Annotated in this window: 9 protein-coding genes; all 9 read right to left on the bottom strand. The window is 68.4% G+C overall.

Features of this window, described 5'->3' with window-relative positions; genetic code table 11:
• Positions 1 to 378: 378 nt before the first annotated feature.
• The 9 genes from ACSMXX_RS05590 to ACSMXX_RS05630 all read right to left on the bottom strand — a co-directional run bounded on the left by ACSMXX_RS05590 (position 379) and on the right by ACSMXX_RS05630 (position 13,373).
• Positions 379 to 1,686: a sugar ABC transporter permease gene (locus tag ACSMXX_RS05590; protein WP_473182930.1), complete on the bottom strand. Its 1,308-nt coding sequence runs from the start codon at positions 1,684 to 1,686 to the stop codon at positions 379 to 381.
• Positions 1,683 to 2,450, bottom strand: a complete 768-nt coding sequence (locus ACSMXX_RS05595; protein WP_473184646.1) for an ATP-binding cassette domain-containing protein — start codon at positions 2,448 to 2,450, stop codon at positions 1,683 to 1,685. Before ACSMXX_RS05595 ends, ACSMXX_RS05590 begins: the two co-directional genes overlap by 4 nt.
• A 122-nt stretch (positions 2,451 to 2,572) precedes the next feature.
• Positions 2,573 to 3,664: a substrate-binding domain-containing protein gene (locus ACSMXX_RS05600; RefSeq protein ID WP_473182931.1), complete on the bottom strand. Its 1,092-nt coding sequence runs from the start codon at positions 3,662 to 3,664 to the stop codon at positions 2,573 to 2,575.
• Positions 3,665 to 3,877: 213 nt separating this feature from the next.
• Positions 3,878 to 5,131 (bottom strand): ROK family transcriptional regulator, encoded by a 1,254-nt coding sequence (locus tag ACSMXX_RS05605; RefSeq protein WP_473184647.1) that lies wholly within the window; start codon positions 5,129 to 5,131, stop codon positions 3,878 to 3,880.
• 252 nt (positions 5,132 to 5,383) lie between these two features.
• Positions 5,384 to 6,307 carry a carbohydrate ABC transporter permease gene (locus ACSMXX_RS05610; protein WP_473182932.1) on the bottom strand — a complete coding sequence of 308 codons (924 nt, stop codon included), beginning with the start codon at positions 6,305 to 6,307 and terminating at the stop codon, positions 5,384 to 5,386.
• A 23-nt stretch (positions 6,308 to 6,330) separates the two neighbouring features.
• Positions 6,331 to 7,407 carry a carbohydrate ABC transporter permease gene (locus ACSMXX_RS05615; RefSeq protein WP_473182933.1) on the bottom strand — a complete coding sequence of 359 codons (1,077 nt, stop codon included), beginning with the start codon at positions 7,405 to 7,407 and terminating at the stop codon, positions 6,331 to 6,333.
• A 67-nt stretch (positions 7,408 to 7,474) separates the two neighbouring features.
• Entirely contained in the window at positions 7,475 to 8,893 is a 1,419-nt protein-coding gene (gene ngcE / locus ACSMXX_RS05620) for an N-acetylglucosamine/diacetylchitobiose ABC transporter substrate-binding protein (protein ID WP_473182934.1), read from the bottom strand.
• Positions 8,894 to 9,356: 463 nt separating this feature from the next.
• Positions 9,357 to 12,149 (bottom strand): aconitate hydratase, encoded by a 2,793-nt coding sequence (locus ACSMXX_RS05625; protein ID WP_473184648.1) that lies wholly within the window; start codon positions 12,147 to 12,149, stop codon positions 9,357 to 9,359.
• A 324-nt stretch (positions 12,150 to 12,473) separates the two neighbouring features.
• Positions 12,474 to 13,373, bottom strand: a complete 900-nt coding sequence (locus ACSMXX_RS05630; RefSeq protein WP_473182935.1) for a bifunctional helix-turn-helix transcriptional regulator/GNAT family N-acetyltransferase — start codon at positions 13,371 to 13,373, stop codon at positions 12,474 to 12,476.
• Positions 13,374 to 13,558 lie beyond the last annotated feature (185 nt).

Here is a 13,558-nt window from a genome sequence, read left to right on the forward strand (position 1 = left end):
CGGGGGCGCCCTGTCGGGCGCGGTAGCCGACGACGCAGACGCATGGCCGGGTGCCTGCGGTTCTCGTCCTGTGCCCTGTGCCCTCGGCCGAGCTTCGTTGCTCGCTCGCGCGTCGCCGGCGCGCTGGGCCGCCGCCCCGAGTGAGGAGAGCGACGAACCGGAGTCGCCCCATCTGCCCGGGGCCCGCCGGGTTCGGGCGGCCCGGCGCGGAGCGCCGCCGCATGCCGCGGGCCCCCAGCGGGGAGTCCCGGTGGGGGCCCACCGCCCCGGGCCCAGGAGGGGCGGTTCAGGGCCGGAGCCCTGGCGGAAGCGGCAGGCGGCAGGGGCTATCGCGAGCCCCCGCCTCCTGCCGCTCAAGCTGCGGCGCCGTACGCGCCGCTAAGTTCGCCCGGCGGTCTTCTGCGTACGCCGGGAGACGGAGTCGATGACCACCGCGGCCAGCAGGACCGCACCCGTGATCATGAACTGGATCTCGCTCGCCATGCCGAGCAGGTTCAGGCCCTGCTGGATGGACTGGATGACGAGGATGCCCAGCAGCGCCGACCAGATCTTGCCGCGTCCCCCGAAGAGGCTGGTGCCGCCGATGACGGCCGCGGCGATGACGTTCATCAGCGTGTTACCGGCGCCGAGGCTCTTGGTGGCGCCGCCGGAGAGGCTCGCGATGAACAGGCCACCGAACGCCGCGAGCATGCCCGCGATGCCGAAGACGCTTATGCGCACCCACTCCACGTTGATGCCTGCCCGGCGTGCCGCCTCGGCGTTGCCGCCGACCGCGAAGATCTGCCGCCCGTACGTCGTACGGCGCACCCCGAAGTCGGCGATGACGAGCACCGCCAGGAACAGCACGAGCGCCAGCGGCAGTCCGCGCGACTGGTTGAGCACGTACGCGGCGACGAAGGCGACCACCGCCATCACCACGGCGCGCACCGCGATCTCGCTCACCGGCCGCGACGGCAGACGGGCGGCGCGGCGGCGCTTGGCGTCCACCAGCAGGGCGGCCGCGTAGGCGAGTACGGCCACGAGGGCCAGGCCGTAGGCGGCGGCGATGTCCTCGAAGTAGTAGCCGGTCAGGTCCTCGACGACGCTGCTGTCGGGCGTGTTGATGCTGCCCTCGGAGCCCATCAGCCAGATCTGCAGACCGCTCCAGCCGAGGAATCCGGCCAGCGTGACCACGAAGGCGGGGACTCCGACCTTGGCGAAGAAGAAGCCGTGCAGTCCGCCGATGCACAGACCGGCGACGACGGCGATCACGACCGCCAGCCAGTCGTTGACGTCGTGGGTGACGCTGAGCACCGCCCACACGGCCGCACCGACGCCGGCGACGGAGCCGACCGACAGGTCGATCTCGCCGAGCAGCAGCACGAAGACGATGCCGGTGGCCATGATGCCCGTACCGGCGATGTAGACGCTGATGTCGCTGACGCTGCCCGCGGAGAGGAAGCTGTCATTCAGCGACTGGAAGATGACGGCGATGATGATCAGGCCGAGGACGACGGGAAGCGAACCGAGTTCGCCTCCGCGTACCTTTCGCGTGAACTCCGTCAGATAGCCGGCGAAGCCTTGCTCACGCACGAGCAGCCGCGGGTCGACCGCGCGGTCCGCACCGCCGGCCGAGCCGTCTGCGGGCGCCGCGTCCTTCGGGTCCGCGGCCTCGGAGCCGCGTTCCTTGTCGACGGTGTCGCTCACAGCGCCGCCTCCTTGTCCGTACGGGCCTGGCGGCGGGTCACCGCGTTGTCGGAGGCGCCGGTGATCGCGGCGATGACCTCCTCGTGGGAGGTGGTCGCCACGTCGAAGACGCCGTTGTTGCGGCCGAGGCGCAGCACCGCGACACGGTCGGCGACGGCCTGCACGTCCGCCATGTTGTGGCTGATGAGGATGACGGCGAGGCCGCGTTCCCGCAGCCGCTCGACCAGGTCGAGGACCTGTGCCGTCTGTTCGACGCCGAGTGCGGCGGTCGGTTCGTCGAGGATGACGACCTTCGGGTCGCCGATGAGTGCGCGGGCGATCGCGACGACCTGCCGCTGACCGCCGGAGAGCGACGCGACGGGTATGCGGACGCTGGGGATGCGGATGGAGAGCGTCTCCAGCAGCTCCATCGCCCGCTTCTCCATCGTGATCTCGTCGAGGATCGAGGCGTGGCGCGCCTCGCTTCCGAGGAAGAGGTTGGCGACGACGTCGAGGTTGTCGCAGAGCGCCAGGTCCTGGTAGACGGTGGCGATGCCGAGGTCCTGGGCGTCGTGGGGCCGGTTGATGGTGACCGGCCGTCCCTCCCACTCGATGCCGCCCTCGTCGATGGGGTGTACGCCCGCGATGGTCTTGACGAGGGTCGATTTGCCGGCGCCGTTGTCGCCGACGAGGGCGATCACCTCGCCGGGCAGTACTTCCAGATCAACGTCGGTGAGTGCCTGGACGGCACCGAACCGCTTGGAGATCCCGCGCAGCGCCAGCACGGTTTCCTTCGCCACTGGGCCAACTCCGATCTTCTGTCAGGAGCCGCCCCCGCTCGTGGCGGGGGCGGCGGCCTGCGCTTCGAACAGGGGAGGGGCCGCGGGGAAGCCGCGGCCCCCGGTGGTCACTTCAGACCGGCGGCCTCGCAGGCCTTCTCGAACTGCGGGGTGCAGATCTGGCCGACCTCGTAGACCTTGTCCTTGATGATCGTGTCCTTGATGTTGTCCTTGGTCACGATCTTGGCGTCGTAGAGCTGAGCGGGAACGTTCTTCTTGCTCTTGCTGTCGATCTTCTTCGGGGTGAACTCGTCGATCTTCTTGCCCTGGAGCAGGGCCACCGCGATCTCTGCGGTGGTCTCCGCCTGCGGCTTGATCGCCTTGTAGATCGTCAGCGTCTGGTCACCCTTGATGATCCGCTGCAGCCCGGCGAGTTCGGCGTCCTGGCCGCCCAGCGGCACGTCCTTGACGCCGGCCTTCTTCATCGCGGTGGAGACACCGCCGGCCATGCCGTCGTTGGCCGCGTAGACGCCTTCGAAGCCGTCCTTGCCGAGCTTGGTGATCGCGGCGCCCATCTTCTTGTTGGCCTCGTCCGGCGACCAGTCCGGGATGTCCTGCTCGTAGACGACCTTCTTGACCTTCTTGTCGAGCACGCTGTGCGCGCCCTTCTTGAAGAGCGGCGCGTTCGGGTCCGTGGGCGAACCGTTGATCATGACGACGTTGCTGTCCTTGGCCTTGTCGCCCAGCGCCTCGACGAGGCCCTGACCCTGCAGCTCGCCGATCCGGTAGTTGTCGTACGAGATGTAGGCGGAGATGTCGCCTTCGGCGAGGCGGTCGTACGCGACGACCTTGACGTCCTTCTTCGCCGCGCGGTCCACCCAGGACTTGGTCGCCTGAGCGTCGACGGCGTCCAGGATGATCGTCTTGACGCCCTGCGCGATGAGCGCGTCGAACTGCTTCTTCTGCAGCTCGGAGTCCTGGTTCGCGTTGTTGTACTTGACCTTGCAGTCCTTGCAGAGGGACTTGATCTTGTCGGTCATGTACGGACGGTCGAACGTCTCGTAGCGAGTGGTCTTGTTCTCCGGAAGCAGCAGGCCGATGGTCTTGTTGTCGCCACCGCTGCCGCCGTCGCCGCCGCCTGCCTTGCCGCAGGCTGCGAGCGAAACGGCCATCGATATGGCAGCCGTACCGATGACGACGCGACGCACCTTTGCGTTCATGGGGTTCCAACCTCCCTGACGAGGCCGCGTCGTTGCGGCCGAGGTGGTCGGAAGTCAACTCCCAGGTCACGCAAGCGTCAAGAAGTAAATCATTAACGAGACGGCAACGATGCCATCCGTTATCTGTATGAACTCAAAACGCCACGTTGTGTGCCTGAACGGATCCGGAGCGGAGGCGAACCGCCGACCCGCTTCCGCCCGGCGGTCCGTCCGTCAGACGGATGCCGCCACGGCACCCACCGGCGCCCTGCCCACACCGTCCACGGTGCCCGCGGCCGTGCTCGCGGGGGAAGAGGCGGAGGGCTCCAGCAGCGTCGCGTCGCCCATCTCGCTCAGCACCAGCGCCAGCGCGCCCAGAACCTCGGCGCGTCCTCCCAGGGTGCCGGGCACCACCGTCAACTGGCGTGCGGCACTGGGGATCGCGTACCGCGCCACCGAGTCGCGCACCGGGCCGAGCACCACGTCACCGGCCTCCGCGAGGTCGCCGCCCAGCACGACCCGGCTGGGGTTGAGCAGATTGCAGAGATTGGCGACGCCGCTGCCGATGTGGCGGCCGAGGTCGCCGACGACCCGCCGGCAGCCCGGGTCGCCCTCCCGCGCGAGCTGGACGACGCGCGCCATCGTCAGATCGGTGCCGTGGCTGGAGTGCAGCAGTGGCAGTACGTAGCGGGCCGCCGTGAAGGTTTCAAGGCAGCCGCGGTTGCCGCAGCGGCAGACCGGGCCCGATTCGTCGAGCGTGATGTGGCCGATCTCGCCCGCGGTGCCGCCCGGGCCCCGGTAGATCTGGCCGTTGATCACGAGCCCGGCGCCGACGCCGCTGGCGACCTTGATGTACGCCAGGTCGCTCGCGCCGCGCCCGTTGCCCCACACCTGCTCGCCCAGGGCGCCGAGGTTGGCGTCGTTGTCGACGTGTACGGGCACTCCCAGCCGTGCGGCCAGCTCCTCGCGCGGGTGGGTGCCGGTCCAGCCGGGAAGGATGGAGGTCGAGCCCAGCTCGCCGGTGACCACGTCGATGGGCCCCGGAACGCCCAGACCGACGCCGATCAGCTTCTCGCGGCTGATGCCGGTGGCCGCGATGAGCCGGTGCACGAGCTGTTCGGCCCGGTCGAAGCCCTCGTCGGCGGAGGCGTCGACGTCGATCGGCTCGGACTCCTCGGCCAGCACCTGATGTGCCAGATTGCCGACCGCGACGCGCAGATGCGAGTGCCCGAAGTCGACGCCGACGACGGCGCCCGCGTCGCCGCTGAGCGACACGGCGCGCGCCCTGCGGCCACCCGCCGAAGTGGGCGTGACCTGGACGGTCCCGCTCTCCTTGAGCTCCCGGACGATGTTGGAGACGGTCGCCGCGGACAGCCCCGTGGTCCGGGCGATCTCCGCCTGGGTGAGCGAGCCCGCCATGCGTACCGCCCGTACGACCCGTTCAAGGTTCGCCCGGTGCAGCGAGGACTGCGACCCCGGAGTCTCCACCACTGATCCACTCCCGCCTCGACGGCCGGCGCGGCCATCGGACCGTGCGCCGTACCGCGTCTTCGGGGAACGGCATGTCTCCAACACCTGAACTCCAAGCAGAGCCCGAGCGGTTCTCCCCCGTCAAGACCTTGAACGCAGTGGGTGCTCACATGCGTGACATTCTACGGAGTGTGAGCGGTCAGCCCTCTCCCGCGTACGGCCCGGTCCGCGAGGTCCCGTTCCGTCCGCGTACCGCCCGCTCCGGGCGGATCACTTGACGGCGCCGGCGGTGAGGCCCTCCTGCACCTGACGCTGGAAGACCATGTAGACGACGAGGATCGGCACCATCGCGATGGTCAGCCCCGCGAAGAGGGCACCCCAGTCGCCTTCGTAGCCCTGGTTGACGGAGAGTTCGGCGAGACCCTGGGTCAGCAGCGCCTGGTCCCCGTGCTCCGAGTTCAGCGCGAGGGGCAGGAAGTACTGGTTCCACTGGCCGAGGAAGTTGAAGATGCCGATGCTGATCAGACCGGGCTTGGCCATCGGCAGCATGATCTGGAAGAACGTCCGCACGTGCGAGGCGCCGTCGATGGTCGCCGCTTCGGCGATGCTGCCGGGCAGTGTGCGGAAGAACGCCGTCATGAAGAACGTCGTGAACGGCAGCGAATAGGCGATGTACGCGAGGATCAGCCCCTGCCTGGTGTCCAGCAGGCCGAAGTTGTCCATCACGAAGAACAGCGGCACGACGGCCAGGATGATGGGGAACATCATGCCGCCGGCGAAGAGCAGATAGATGAACCGGTTGCCCGGGAAGGTGAAGCGGGCGATCACGTACGCGGCCATCGAGCCCAGAAGCATCGTGCCGGGCAGCGAACCGGCAAGGACGATCAGCGAGTTGAGCGCGAAGTTGCCGATGTTCGCGTCGGACCAGGCGTTGGCGAAGTTCTCGAAACTCAGCGCGGTGGGCAGCCCGAAGGGCTCGCCCTGAATGCTGCTCGAATCCCGCAGCGAGTTGACCATGACCCACACCAGCGGACCGGCGGCCATGACGACCCACAGCACGAGAAAGGAGTTGGCGAAGACGTTGAGCGTGCCCCCTTCGGTGCCCGGCCCCTTCGGCTCCCTCGGCGCCTGTGCCGCGGCGCCCGCGGCCGGCTGGGAAGCCTCGGCCTTCTCGGCGGGCTGGGTTGCGCTCATCGCTGAAGTCTCCCCGCTCATTCTCAGTACTCGATCCGGTCGCGGCGGTTCAGCAGCATCATGATCGCCGCGAACACCATGGTCACGAGCAGCAGTACGACGCCGATGGCGGTGGCGTAACCGGCCTGCCCGGAGTCGAATGCCTTCTTGTACAGGTAGACCGGTGTGACCAGCGTCGACTCCCCCGGGCCACCTCGGTTGATGGTCATGATGTGCACGATCGCGAAGGAGTCCAGCGCCTGGATGCCCATGTAGATCCAGCCGGTCTGCACCGTGTCCCAGATCAGCGGCAGCGTGACGCGGAAGAACGTGGCGGGACGGCTCGCGCCGTCCAGCAGCGCCGCCTCGTAGATGTCCTTGGGGATCGCGCCCATCGCGGCCGAGAAGAGCACCACGTAGAAACCGATGAACATCCAGCACAGCACGAACAGCACGCACGACAGCGCGAATTTGGGGTCGGCGAGCCAGGAGCGCGTGAGGAAGTCCAGGCCGGCCAGGCGCAGCACCTCGTTGATCGGCCCGGTGATGGGGTCGTACATCGCGCCCCAGACGACACCGATGATCGCCACGGAGAGCACCTGCGGGAAGAAGTACACGTTCTTGTACAGCTTCGCGCCGCGTACGCCCGAAACGGCCTCGTTCTTCTTGGAACGCCCTCCCGCCTGGAGCATGAAGGCGAAGAAGAGCCCGAGGCCCAGCGTCACCAGCGGTGCGACCACGAGCAGCAGCAGGCTGTGCTGCATCGAGGCCCAGAACGTCGAATCCTCAAGCAGACGGCTGTAGTTGTCGGCTCCGACGAACGCGAAGTCGCTGCTGAAGCCCGTCCAGTCGGTCAGCGAGTAGTAGAACGCCTGGAAGAAGGGCGATACGACGAAGATCGCGTAGATCACCAGTGGCAGGAGCAGGAACCAGCAGACGAACCGGTACTTGTCCAGGGTCCGGTAGCGCCGGTCGTTGCGCACCTTCTCCGGTGTGAAGCGGGGCGGCAGGAGGAACGCGAGAGCGAGGGGTCCCGCTCCGCTGCGCGCCGGTCCCCCGGCGCCTCTGTCCGATCCTGAACCAGTGGTGGTCTTGTCCACTGTCCGGACGTCGTTCGCCATTCCGCCCCGCTCCATACTCACCAGTCGACCGATGGATCCCGTACCGCGCTGCTGTGAACCCTCCCTGTCAGCGCTTGTACTTCTTGACCGAGTCGTCCTTGGCCACCTCGTCGGCCGCCTTCTGGCAGCGCTTCATGGCCTCGGCCGGCTCGATGTCGCCGGACATCATCGAAGCGAGTGCGCCACCGATCTTGTCCTTGTCCAGCTCCAGGTACCAGTCGCGGATGCGCGGGCCCACCCGGTTCTCGTCCCCGGCCTCCTTGAGGACCTGCTGCGCGGAGGCGAGACCGGACTGCAGGTCCAGCCCGTCGGAGGCGCCGTCGACACAGGTGAGAGCGGAGACCTGCTTGCTGAAGTTCTGCGTGGACTGCTTGCCCATCATGGTGCGCAGCCACTCCATGCCGCCCTCGACGTTCTTGGCCTGCGCGGGCACCATGAACGGCTCGCTCGCCTCCGCCCAGATCGTCTCGAAGGGCATGGCGTCGGACTTGTCGAGGCTGGAGGGCGGAGCCACCGTCATCTCGAAGTCCTTGGGCGTGGTGCCCTTGGCCTCGTTCTCGACCCAGGAGCCGTTCGGGAGGAACAGCGCCTTGCCCTTGGTCCACTGCGTCTGGGACTGGATGTGGTCGATGCCCGGGGTGCCCTTGAGGATGTAGCCCTTGGCGTAGAGCTCGTGGTAGGCCTCGAAGGCCTTCTTCACGGCGTCGTGCTTCCAGGCGTTGGGCTCCAGGTTGTCGATCGCCTTGATGACGTCCTGGCCGCCGATCTTGGCGATGAAGGGGTAGAGGCTGAAGGCGAAGTAGTACGGGTGCTTGCCCGCGTACGTCCAGCCCGCTATGCCCTCCTTCTTCGCCTTGGCGCAGGCGGCGAGCATCTCGTCCCAGGTCTTCGGGTACTCCAGGTCGAGCTTCTCCAGGTTCGTCTTGGAGTACCAGACGCCGTAGACGGTGAAGGAGTAGTTGAGCTGGTAGACCTTGTCGCTGCCGAAGCGGCCCTTCTCCAGGGTTCCGGGCAGCAGGGTCTCGCTGACCTTCTTCGAGGGGTCGTAGAGGGAGGGCGCGTCCAGCAGCGGCTGGAGGTCCGCGACCTGGTCCTTCTCGATGAGGCTGGCGACGTCCATGTTCTCGGCGCCGGAGTTGTTGATCACGTCCGGCGGGTTGCCCTTCACCATCCGCGGCTGCATCTTCGTGCGGATCTTCTGGGTCTTGGAGTGGCTGACCTTGCCGAAGTTCTTCTCGTAGATCTTGTGGTTGTCCAGGGCGTACTGGTCGCCGTAGCCACCGTTGAAGATCACGACCTCGACCTTGGCGTCCTTGTTGACCGCCAGCGGGTTGTCCTTGGTCTTCTTGCCCTTCTCGACCTTGTCGTCGTTCTCGCCGCCGCCGCTGGCGCAGGCGCTCAGCATGCTCATGCCGGGCGCGGCGACCAGGCCGACCGCGGCGGATCGCTTGATCAGGTCACGGCGGTTGACGTGGTTGGATCCCATGCTCAAGTCCTCGCCTTCTCCAGGACTCAGGCGGTGTTCCGGTCTCCCCACGACTCGCCCACCGGCGAAGGGCCCGACACCGCGGGTCAGTTGACGCTGAGTTGTACGTTTCTCGCTACCGCCAGGAGCGCCGCGCGTACGGGCCCTAGTGAGGTGCCGACAGGTATAGTCCACTTGGCGTCAACAGGGCAAGATCAAAGCAACCCGTTTGGTGAGTCTTTCCCGAGTTGAGACCTGGCGGATTTCTGGCCGGCGGGAAGGCCGCGCGCCTGGGGGTCCTCCCCCTCGCTCCTCCCCCAGCGCCTCCGGCCTGGGAGGTACCCCCAGGGGACCCCCTCCCAGGCCGAAGGCTCTGGGGGAGGGAACACGAGGAGGCGGGCGCCGGGAGCTGAATCCCGGCGCCCGCCCTTCCTCACTGCGGTGCCCGCCCGTCGCCCGGGCCGGTGCGGTGCTGCTTGCGGAGCTACTTGCGAAGAAGCGAGCGCAGCACGTACTGCATGATCCCGCCGTTGCGGTAGTAGTCGGCCTCACCAGGGGTGTCGATGCGGACGGTGGCGTCGAAGGCGACGCCGGTCTCCGTGGAGACCCGGACCGTCGCTGGCGTACCGCCGTCGTTGAGCGCGGTGATCCCCGAGAAGGAGAAGGTCTCCTCACCGCTCAGCCCCAGCGACTCGGCGCTCTGCCCCTCGGGGAACTGCAGCGGCAGCACACCCATACCGATCAGGTTCGAGCGGTGGATGCGCTCGTACGACTCGGCGATGACGGCCTTCACGCCCAGCAGCGCCGTGCCCTTGGCCGCCCAGTCGCGGGACGAGCCGGAGCCGTACTCCTTGCCCGCGAGGATGACGAGCGGGATGCCCTGCGACTGATAGTTCTGCGAGGCGTCGTAGATGAAGGAGACGGGGGCGTCGGGCTGGGTGAAGTCGCGGGTGTAGCCACCTTCGGTTCCCTCGGCGATCTGGTTGCGCAGCCGGATGTTGGCGAACGTCCCGCGGATCATCACCTCGTGGTTGCCGCGCCGCGAGCCGTAGCTGTTGAAGTCGCGGCGCTCGACGCCGTGCTCCCTCAGGTACTGCCCCGCGGGGGTGTCGGCCTTGATCGCGCCCGCCGGCGAGATGTGGTCGGTGGTGACGGAGTCGCCCAGCTTGGCCAGCACGCGTGCGCCCGAGATGTCCTCGACCGGGGAGGGCTCGGTGCCCATGCCGTCGAAGTACGGGGGCTTGCGCACGTAGGTGGACTGCGGGTCCCACTCGAAGGTGTTGCCGGTCGGCACCGGCAGCGACTGCCACTGGGCGTCGCCGGCGAAGACGTCCGCGTAGTCCTTGGTGAACATCTCCTGGCCGATGCAGGACGCGACGACCTCCTCGACCTCCTGCTCGGAGGGCCACAGATCGGCGAGGTGCACCGGGTTGCCGTCCTGGTCGGTGCCGAGCGGCTCCGTGGTGATGTCCGTCTTCATCGAGCCGGCGATGGCGTAGGCGACGACCAGGGGCGGGGACGCGAGGTAGTTCATCTTCACGTCGGGGTTGATCCGGCCCTCGAAGTTCCGGTTGCCGGAGAGCACGGATACGACCGCGAGGTCGTTGTCGTTGACCGCCTGCGAGATCTCCTCCGGCAGCGGACCGGAGTTGCCGATGCAGGTCGTGCAGCCGTAGCCGACGAGGTTGAACCCGAGCTTGTCCAGGTACGGGGTGAGCCCGGCCCGGTCGTAGTAGTCCATAACGACCTGGGAGCCGGGAGCCAGGGTGGTCTTGACCCACGGCTTGCGCGTGAGGCCCTTCTCCACCGCCTTCTTGGCCACCAGCGCGGCGCCCACCATGACGTACGGGTTGGAGGTGTTGGTGCAGGAGGTGATCGCCGCGACGGCGACGGCACCGTGGTCGATCTCGTACGGGTTGCCGTCGGGGCCCGTGACCTTGACGAGCTTGGTGGGCCCGTCGTCCGGCTGCGAACCGATGGCGGCGTGCTGCGGGCTGCCGGCGCCGTTCTCGGCGTGACCGTAGGCCGGTGCGTCGCTGGCCGGGAAGGACTCCGAGCTCGCCTCGTCGACAGGCGAGTCCGAGGCGTTCGAGGACGGAGCCTGCGGGGCCGCGGCCGGCTGGGCGTCCGAGACGTAGTCGGGCAGATCCGCGAGGAACTGCCGCTTGGCGTCGGCGAGCGCGATGCGGTCCTGCGGGCGCTTCGGGCCGGCGATGGACGGCACCACGGTGGCCAGGTCCAGCTCCAGGTACTCGCTGTACTCCGGCTCGTGGGCGGCGTCGTGCCACATGCCCTGTGCCTTGGCGTACGCCTCGACGAGCTGGAGCTGTTCCTGCGAACGGCCGGTCAGCCTCAGGTAGTTGATGGTCTCCCCGTCGATCGGGAAGATCGCCGCGGTGGAGCCGAACTCCGGCGACATGTTGCCGATGGTCGCGCGGTTGGCGAGCGGCACCGCACCGACGCCCTCGCCGTAGAACTCCACGAACTTCCCGACGACGCCGTGCTTGCGCAGCATCTCGGTGATCGTGAGGACCAGGTCGGTGGCGGTGGTGCCCGTCGGCAGCGAGCCGGTCAGCTTGAAGCCGACCACGCGCGGGATCAGCATCGACACCGGCTGGCCGAGCATGGCGGCCTCCGCCTCGATGCCGCCGACGCCCCAGCCGAGCACACCCAGGCCGTTGACCATGGTGGTGTGCGAGTCGGTGCCCACGAGGGTGTCCGGGTAGGCCTGGCCACCGCGCACCATGACCGTACGGGCGAGGTGCTCGATGTTGACCTGGTGGACGATTCCGGTGCCGGGCGGTACGACCTTGAACTCGTCGAAGGCGGTCTGGCCCCAGCGCAGGAACTGGTAGCGCTCGCGGTTGCGGCCGTACTCCAGCTCGACGTTCTGCGCGAAGGCGTTCGCCGTGCCGAACTTGTCGGCGATCACGGAGTGGTCGATGACCAGCTCGGCGGGGGCGAGGGGGTTGATGCGGTCCGCGTCGCCGCCCAGCTCCTTGACGGCCTCGCGCATGGTCGCCAGGTCCACGACGCAGGGCACGCCCGTGAAGTCCTGCATGATCACGCGGGCGGGCGTGAACTGGATCTCCTGGCTGGGCTGGGCGTTCGGATCCCAGCTGCCCACGGCCCGGATGTGGTCGGCGGTGATGTTAGCGCCGTCCTCGGTGCGGAGGAGGTTCTCCAGCAGCACCTTCAGGCTGTACGGGAGGCGGGCGGAGCCCTCCACCTTGTCCAGCCTGAAGATCTCGTACGACTCGTCGCCCACCTGCAGCATGCTGCGGGCGTCGAAGCTGTTCGCCGACACGACAGTCTCCTTCAGTGCGTCTTTGGCATCCGTCCCCGGGCCCTGCGGCCGGAGAGCCCCCAGCGGGCGAGGCTTGGGCCCTGGCCGGCAAGCCTTACTCAGCTGCGGTCGTGTGTGCGCGTTTCTGTGCGCACGCTCAACAAGTTATCTCGATGTCGAGATAACCCTAATACACGACAGCCGCCGGGTCATGGGGGGTGCGCACCGTCTTCTGCCGACGGTGACGCCGACTCACGGTGGGCGGACCGTCCCCGCCGTCCGCTCTGTCCACCCCGCCCGCCCCACGCGGGGCTCTTACGCCGGCGGCGGTTCGCTGATCCGCTTCTCGAACCAGTGGTGGGCGTACGGCTCGTCGTTGAAGGCGGGGACTTCCCGGAAGCCGCACGCCTCATACAGGCCCTTCGCGGCGCTGAGCGTCTTGTTGGTGTCCAGACGCAGTACGTCGCGGCCGTGCCGTACGGCCCGCTCCTCGAGCTCGGACAGGAAGCGGCGGCCGAGGCCGAGGCGCCGGGCGTCCGGCGCGACCCACATGCGTTTGACCTCGGCCGGGGCGCCCGGCGGCAGTTTCAGTCCGGCGCAGCCGACCGGCTCGCCGTGCAGCCGCGCGACGAGGAACAGCCCGTACGGGGGCCGGAGTTCGCCGGCGTCGGGCAACAGGCTCCGCGCGGGGTCGAAACCCGTCTCGAAGCGCTCCTGAAGCTCGGTGAAGTAGGACCGCAGGCAGTGCCGGGCGTCGGCGTGGTCGGGGTCGACCGCGTCCAGGGTGACCGTCGCGGCGGTCAGCAGCCGGTCGACCTCGCCCATGGCGGCGACCAGGCGGGCCCGCTGAGCGGTGTTGAGCGGCTGCAGCAGGGACCCGGCCAGCCCGTCGCTGCGGTCGTCGAGCATGGCGCGTTCGGCGCGCCCCGCACCGGTGAGCCGGACGGTGCGCACCCGCCTGTCGCCGGGCTGCGGCTCCACCGTCACCAGACCGGCGGCGGCCAGGGACCGCAGCAGCCGGCTGATGTAACCGGAGTCGAGCCCCAGGCGCTCGCGCAGCCGGCGAACCTCCTGGCCTGCCTCACCGATCTCCCAGAGCAGCCTGGCCTCGCCGATGGGCCGGTCACGGCCGAGGAAGTGATCGTGGAGCGCGCCCACGCGCTCGGTGACGGTGCGGTTGAACCGCCGTACCTGGTCGATCTGTCCAGCGTCCATTCTCTGACCATAGTCAGAGAATCGGCCGGCTGACCAGAGCCCGGCGCCCCGCGAGCGAGCAACGGCGTCCAGCCGGCAGGTCCGGCACGGCCATGCGCACCCCGCCACGCGGCCATGCGCCGCGACGCGCCCGTACCCGGGTGCGGATTTCCTCGGGCATTCCCCCACGGGGACGCGCATGCACA

The organism is Streptomyces sp. DSM 116795, assembly GCF_055792905.1.

What these genes read in the sequence shown, in the direction of transcription:
- ACSMXX_RS05600 (WP_473182931.1), bottom strand. Translation starts at nt 3,664, where the DNA reads ATGAACGCAAAGGTGCGTCGCGTCGTCATCGGTACGGCTGCCATATCG.
- ACSMXX_RS05610 (WP_473182932.1), bottom strand. Translation starts at nt 6,307, where the DNA reads ATGAGCGCAACCCAGCCCGCCGAGAAGGCCGAGGCTTCCCAGCCGGCC.
- ACSMXX_RS05615 (WP_473182933.1), bottom strand. Translation starts at nt 7,407, where the DNA reads ATGGCGAACGACGTCCGGACAGTGGACAAGACCACCACTGGTTCAGGA.
- ngcE (WP_473182934.1), bottom strand. Translation starts at nt 8,893, where the DNA reads ATGGGATCCAACCACGTCAACCGCCGTGACCTGATCAAGCGATCCGCC.
- ACSMXX_RS05625 (WP_473184648.1), bottom strand. Translation starts at nt 12,149, where the DNA reads ATGCTGCAGGTGGGCGACGAGTCGTACGAGATCTTCAGGCTGGACAAG.
- ACSMXX_RS05630 (WP_473182935.1), bottom strand. Translation starts at nt 13,373, where the DNA reads ATGGACGCTGGACAGATCGACCAGGTACGGCGGTTCAACCGCACCGTC.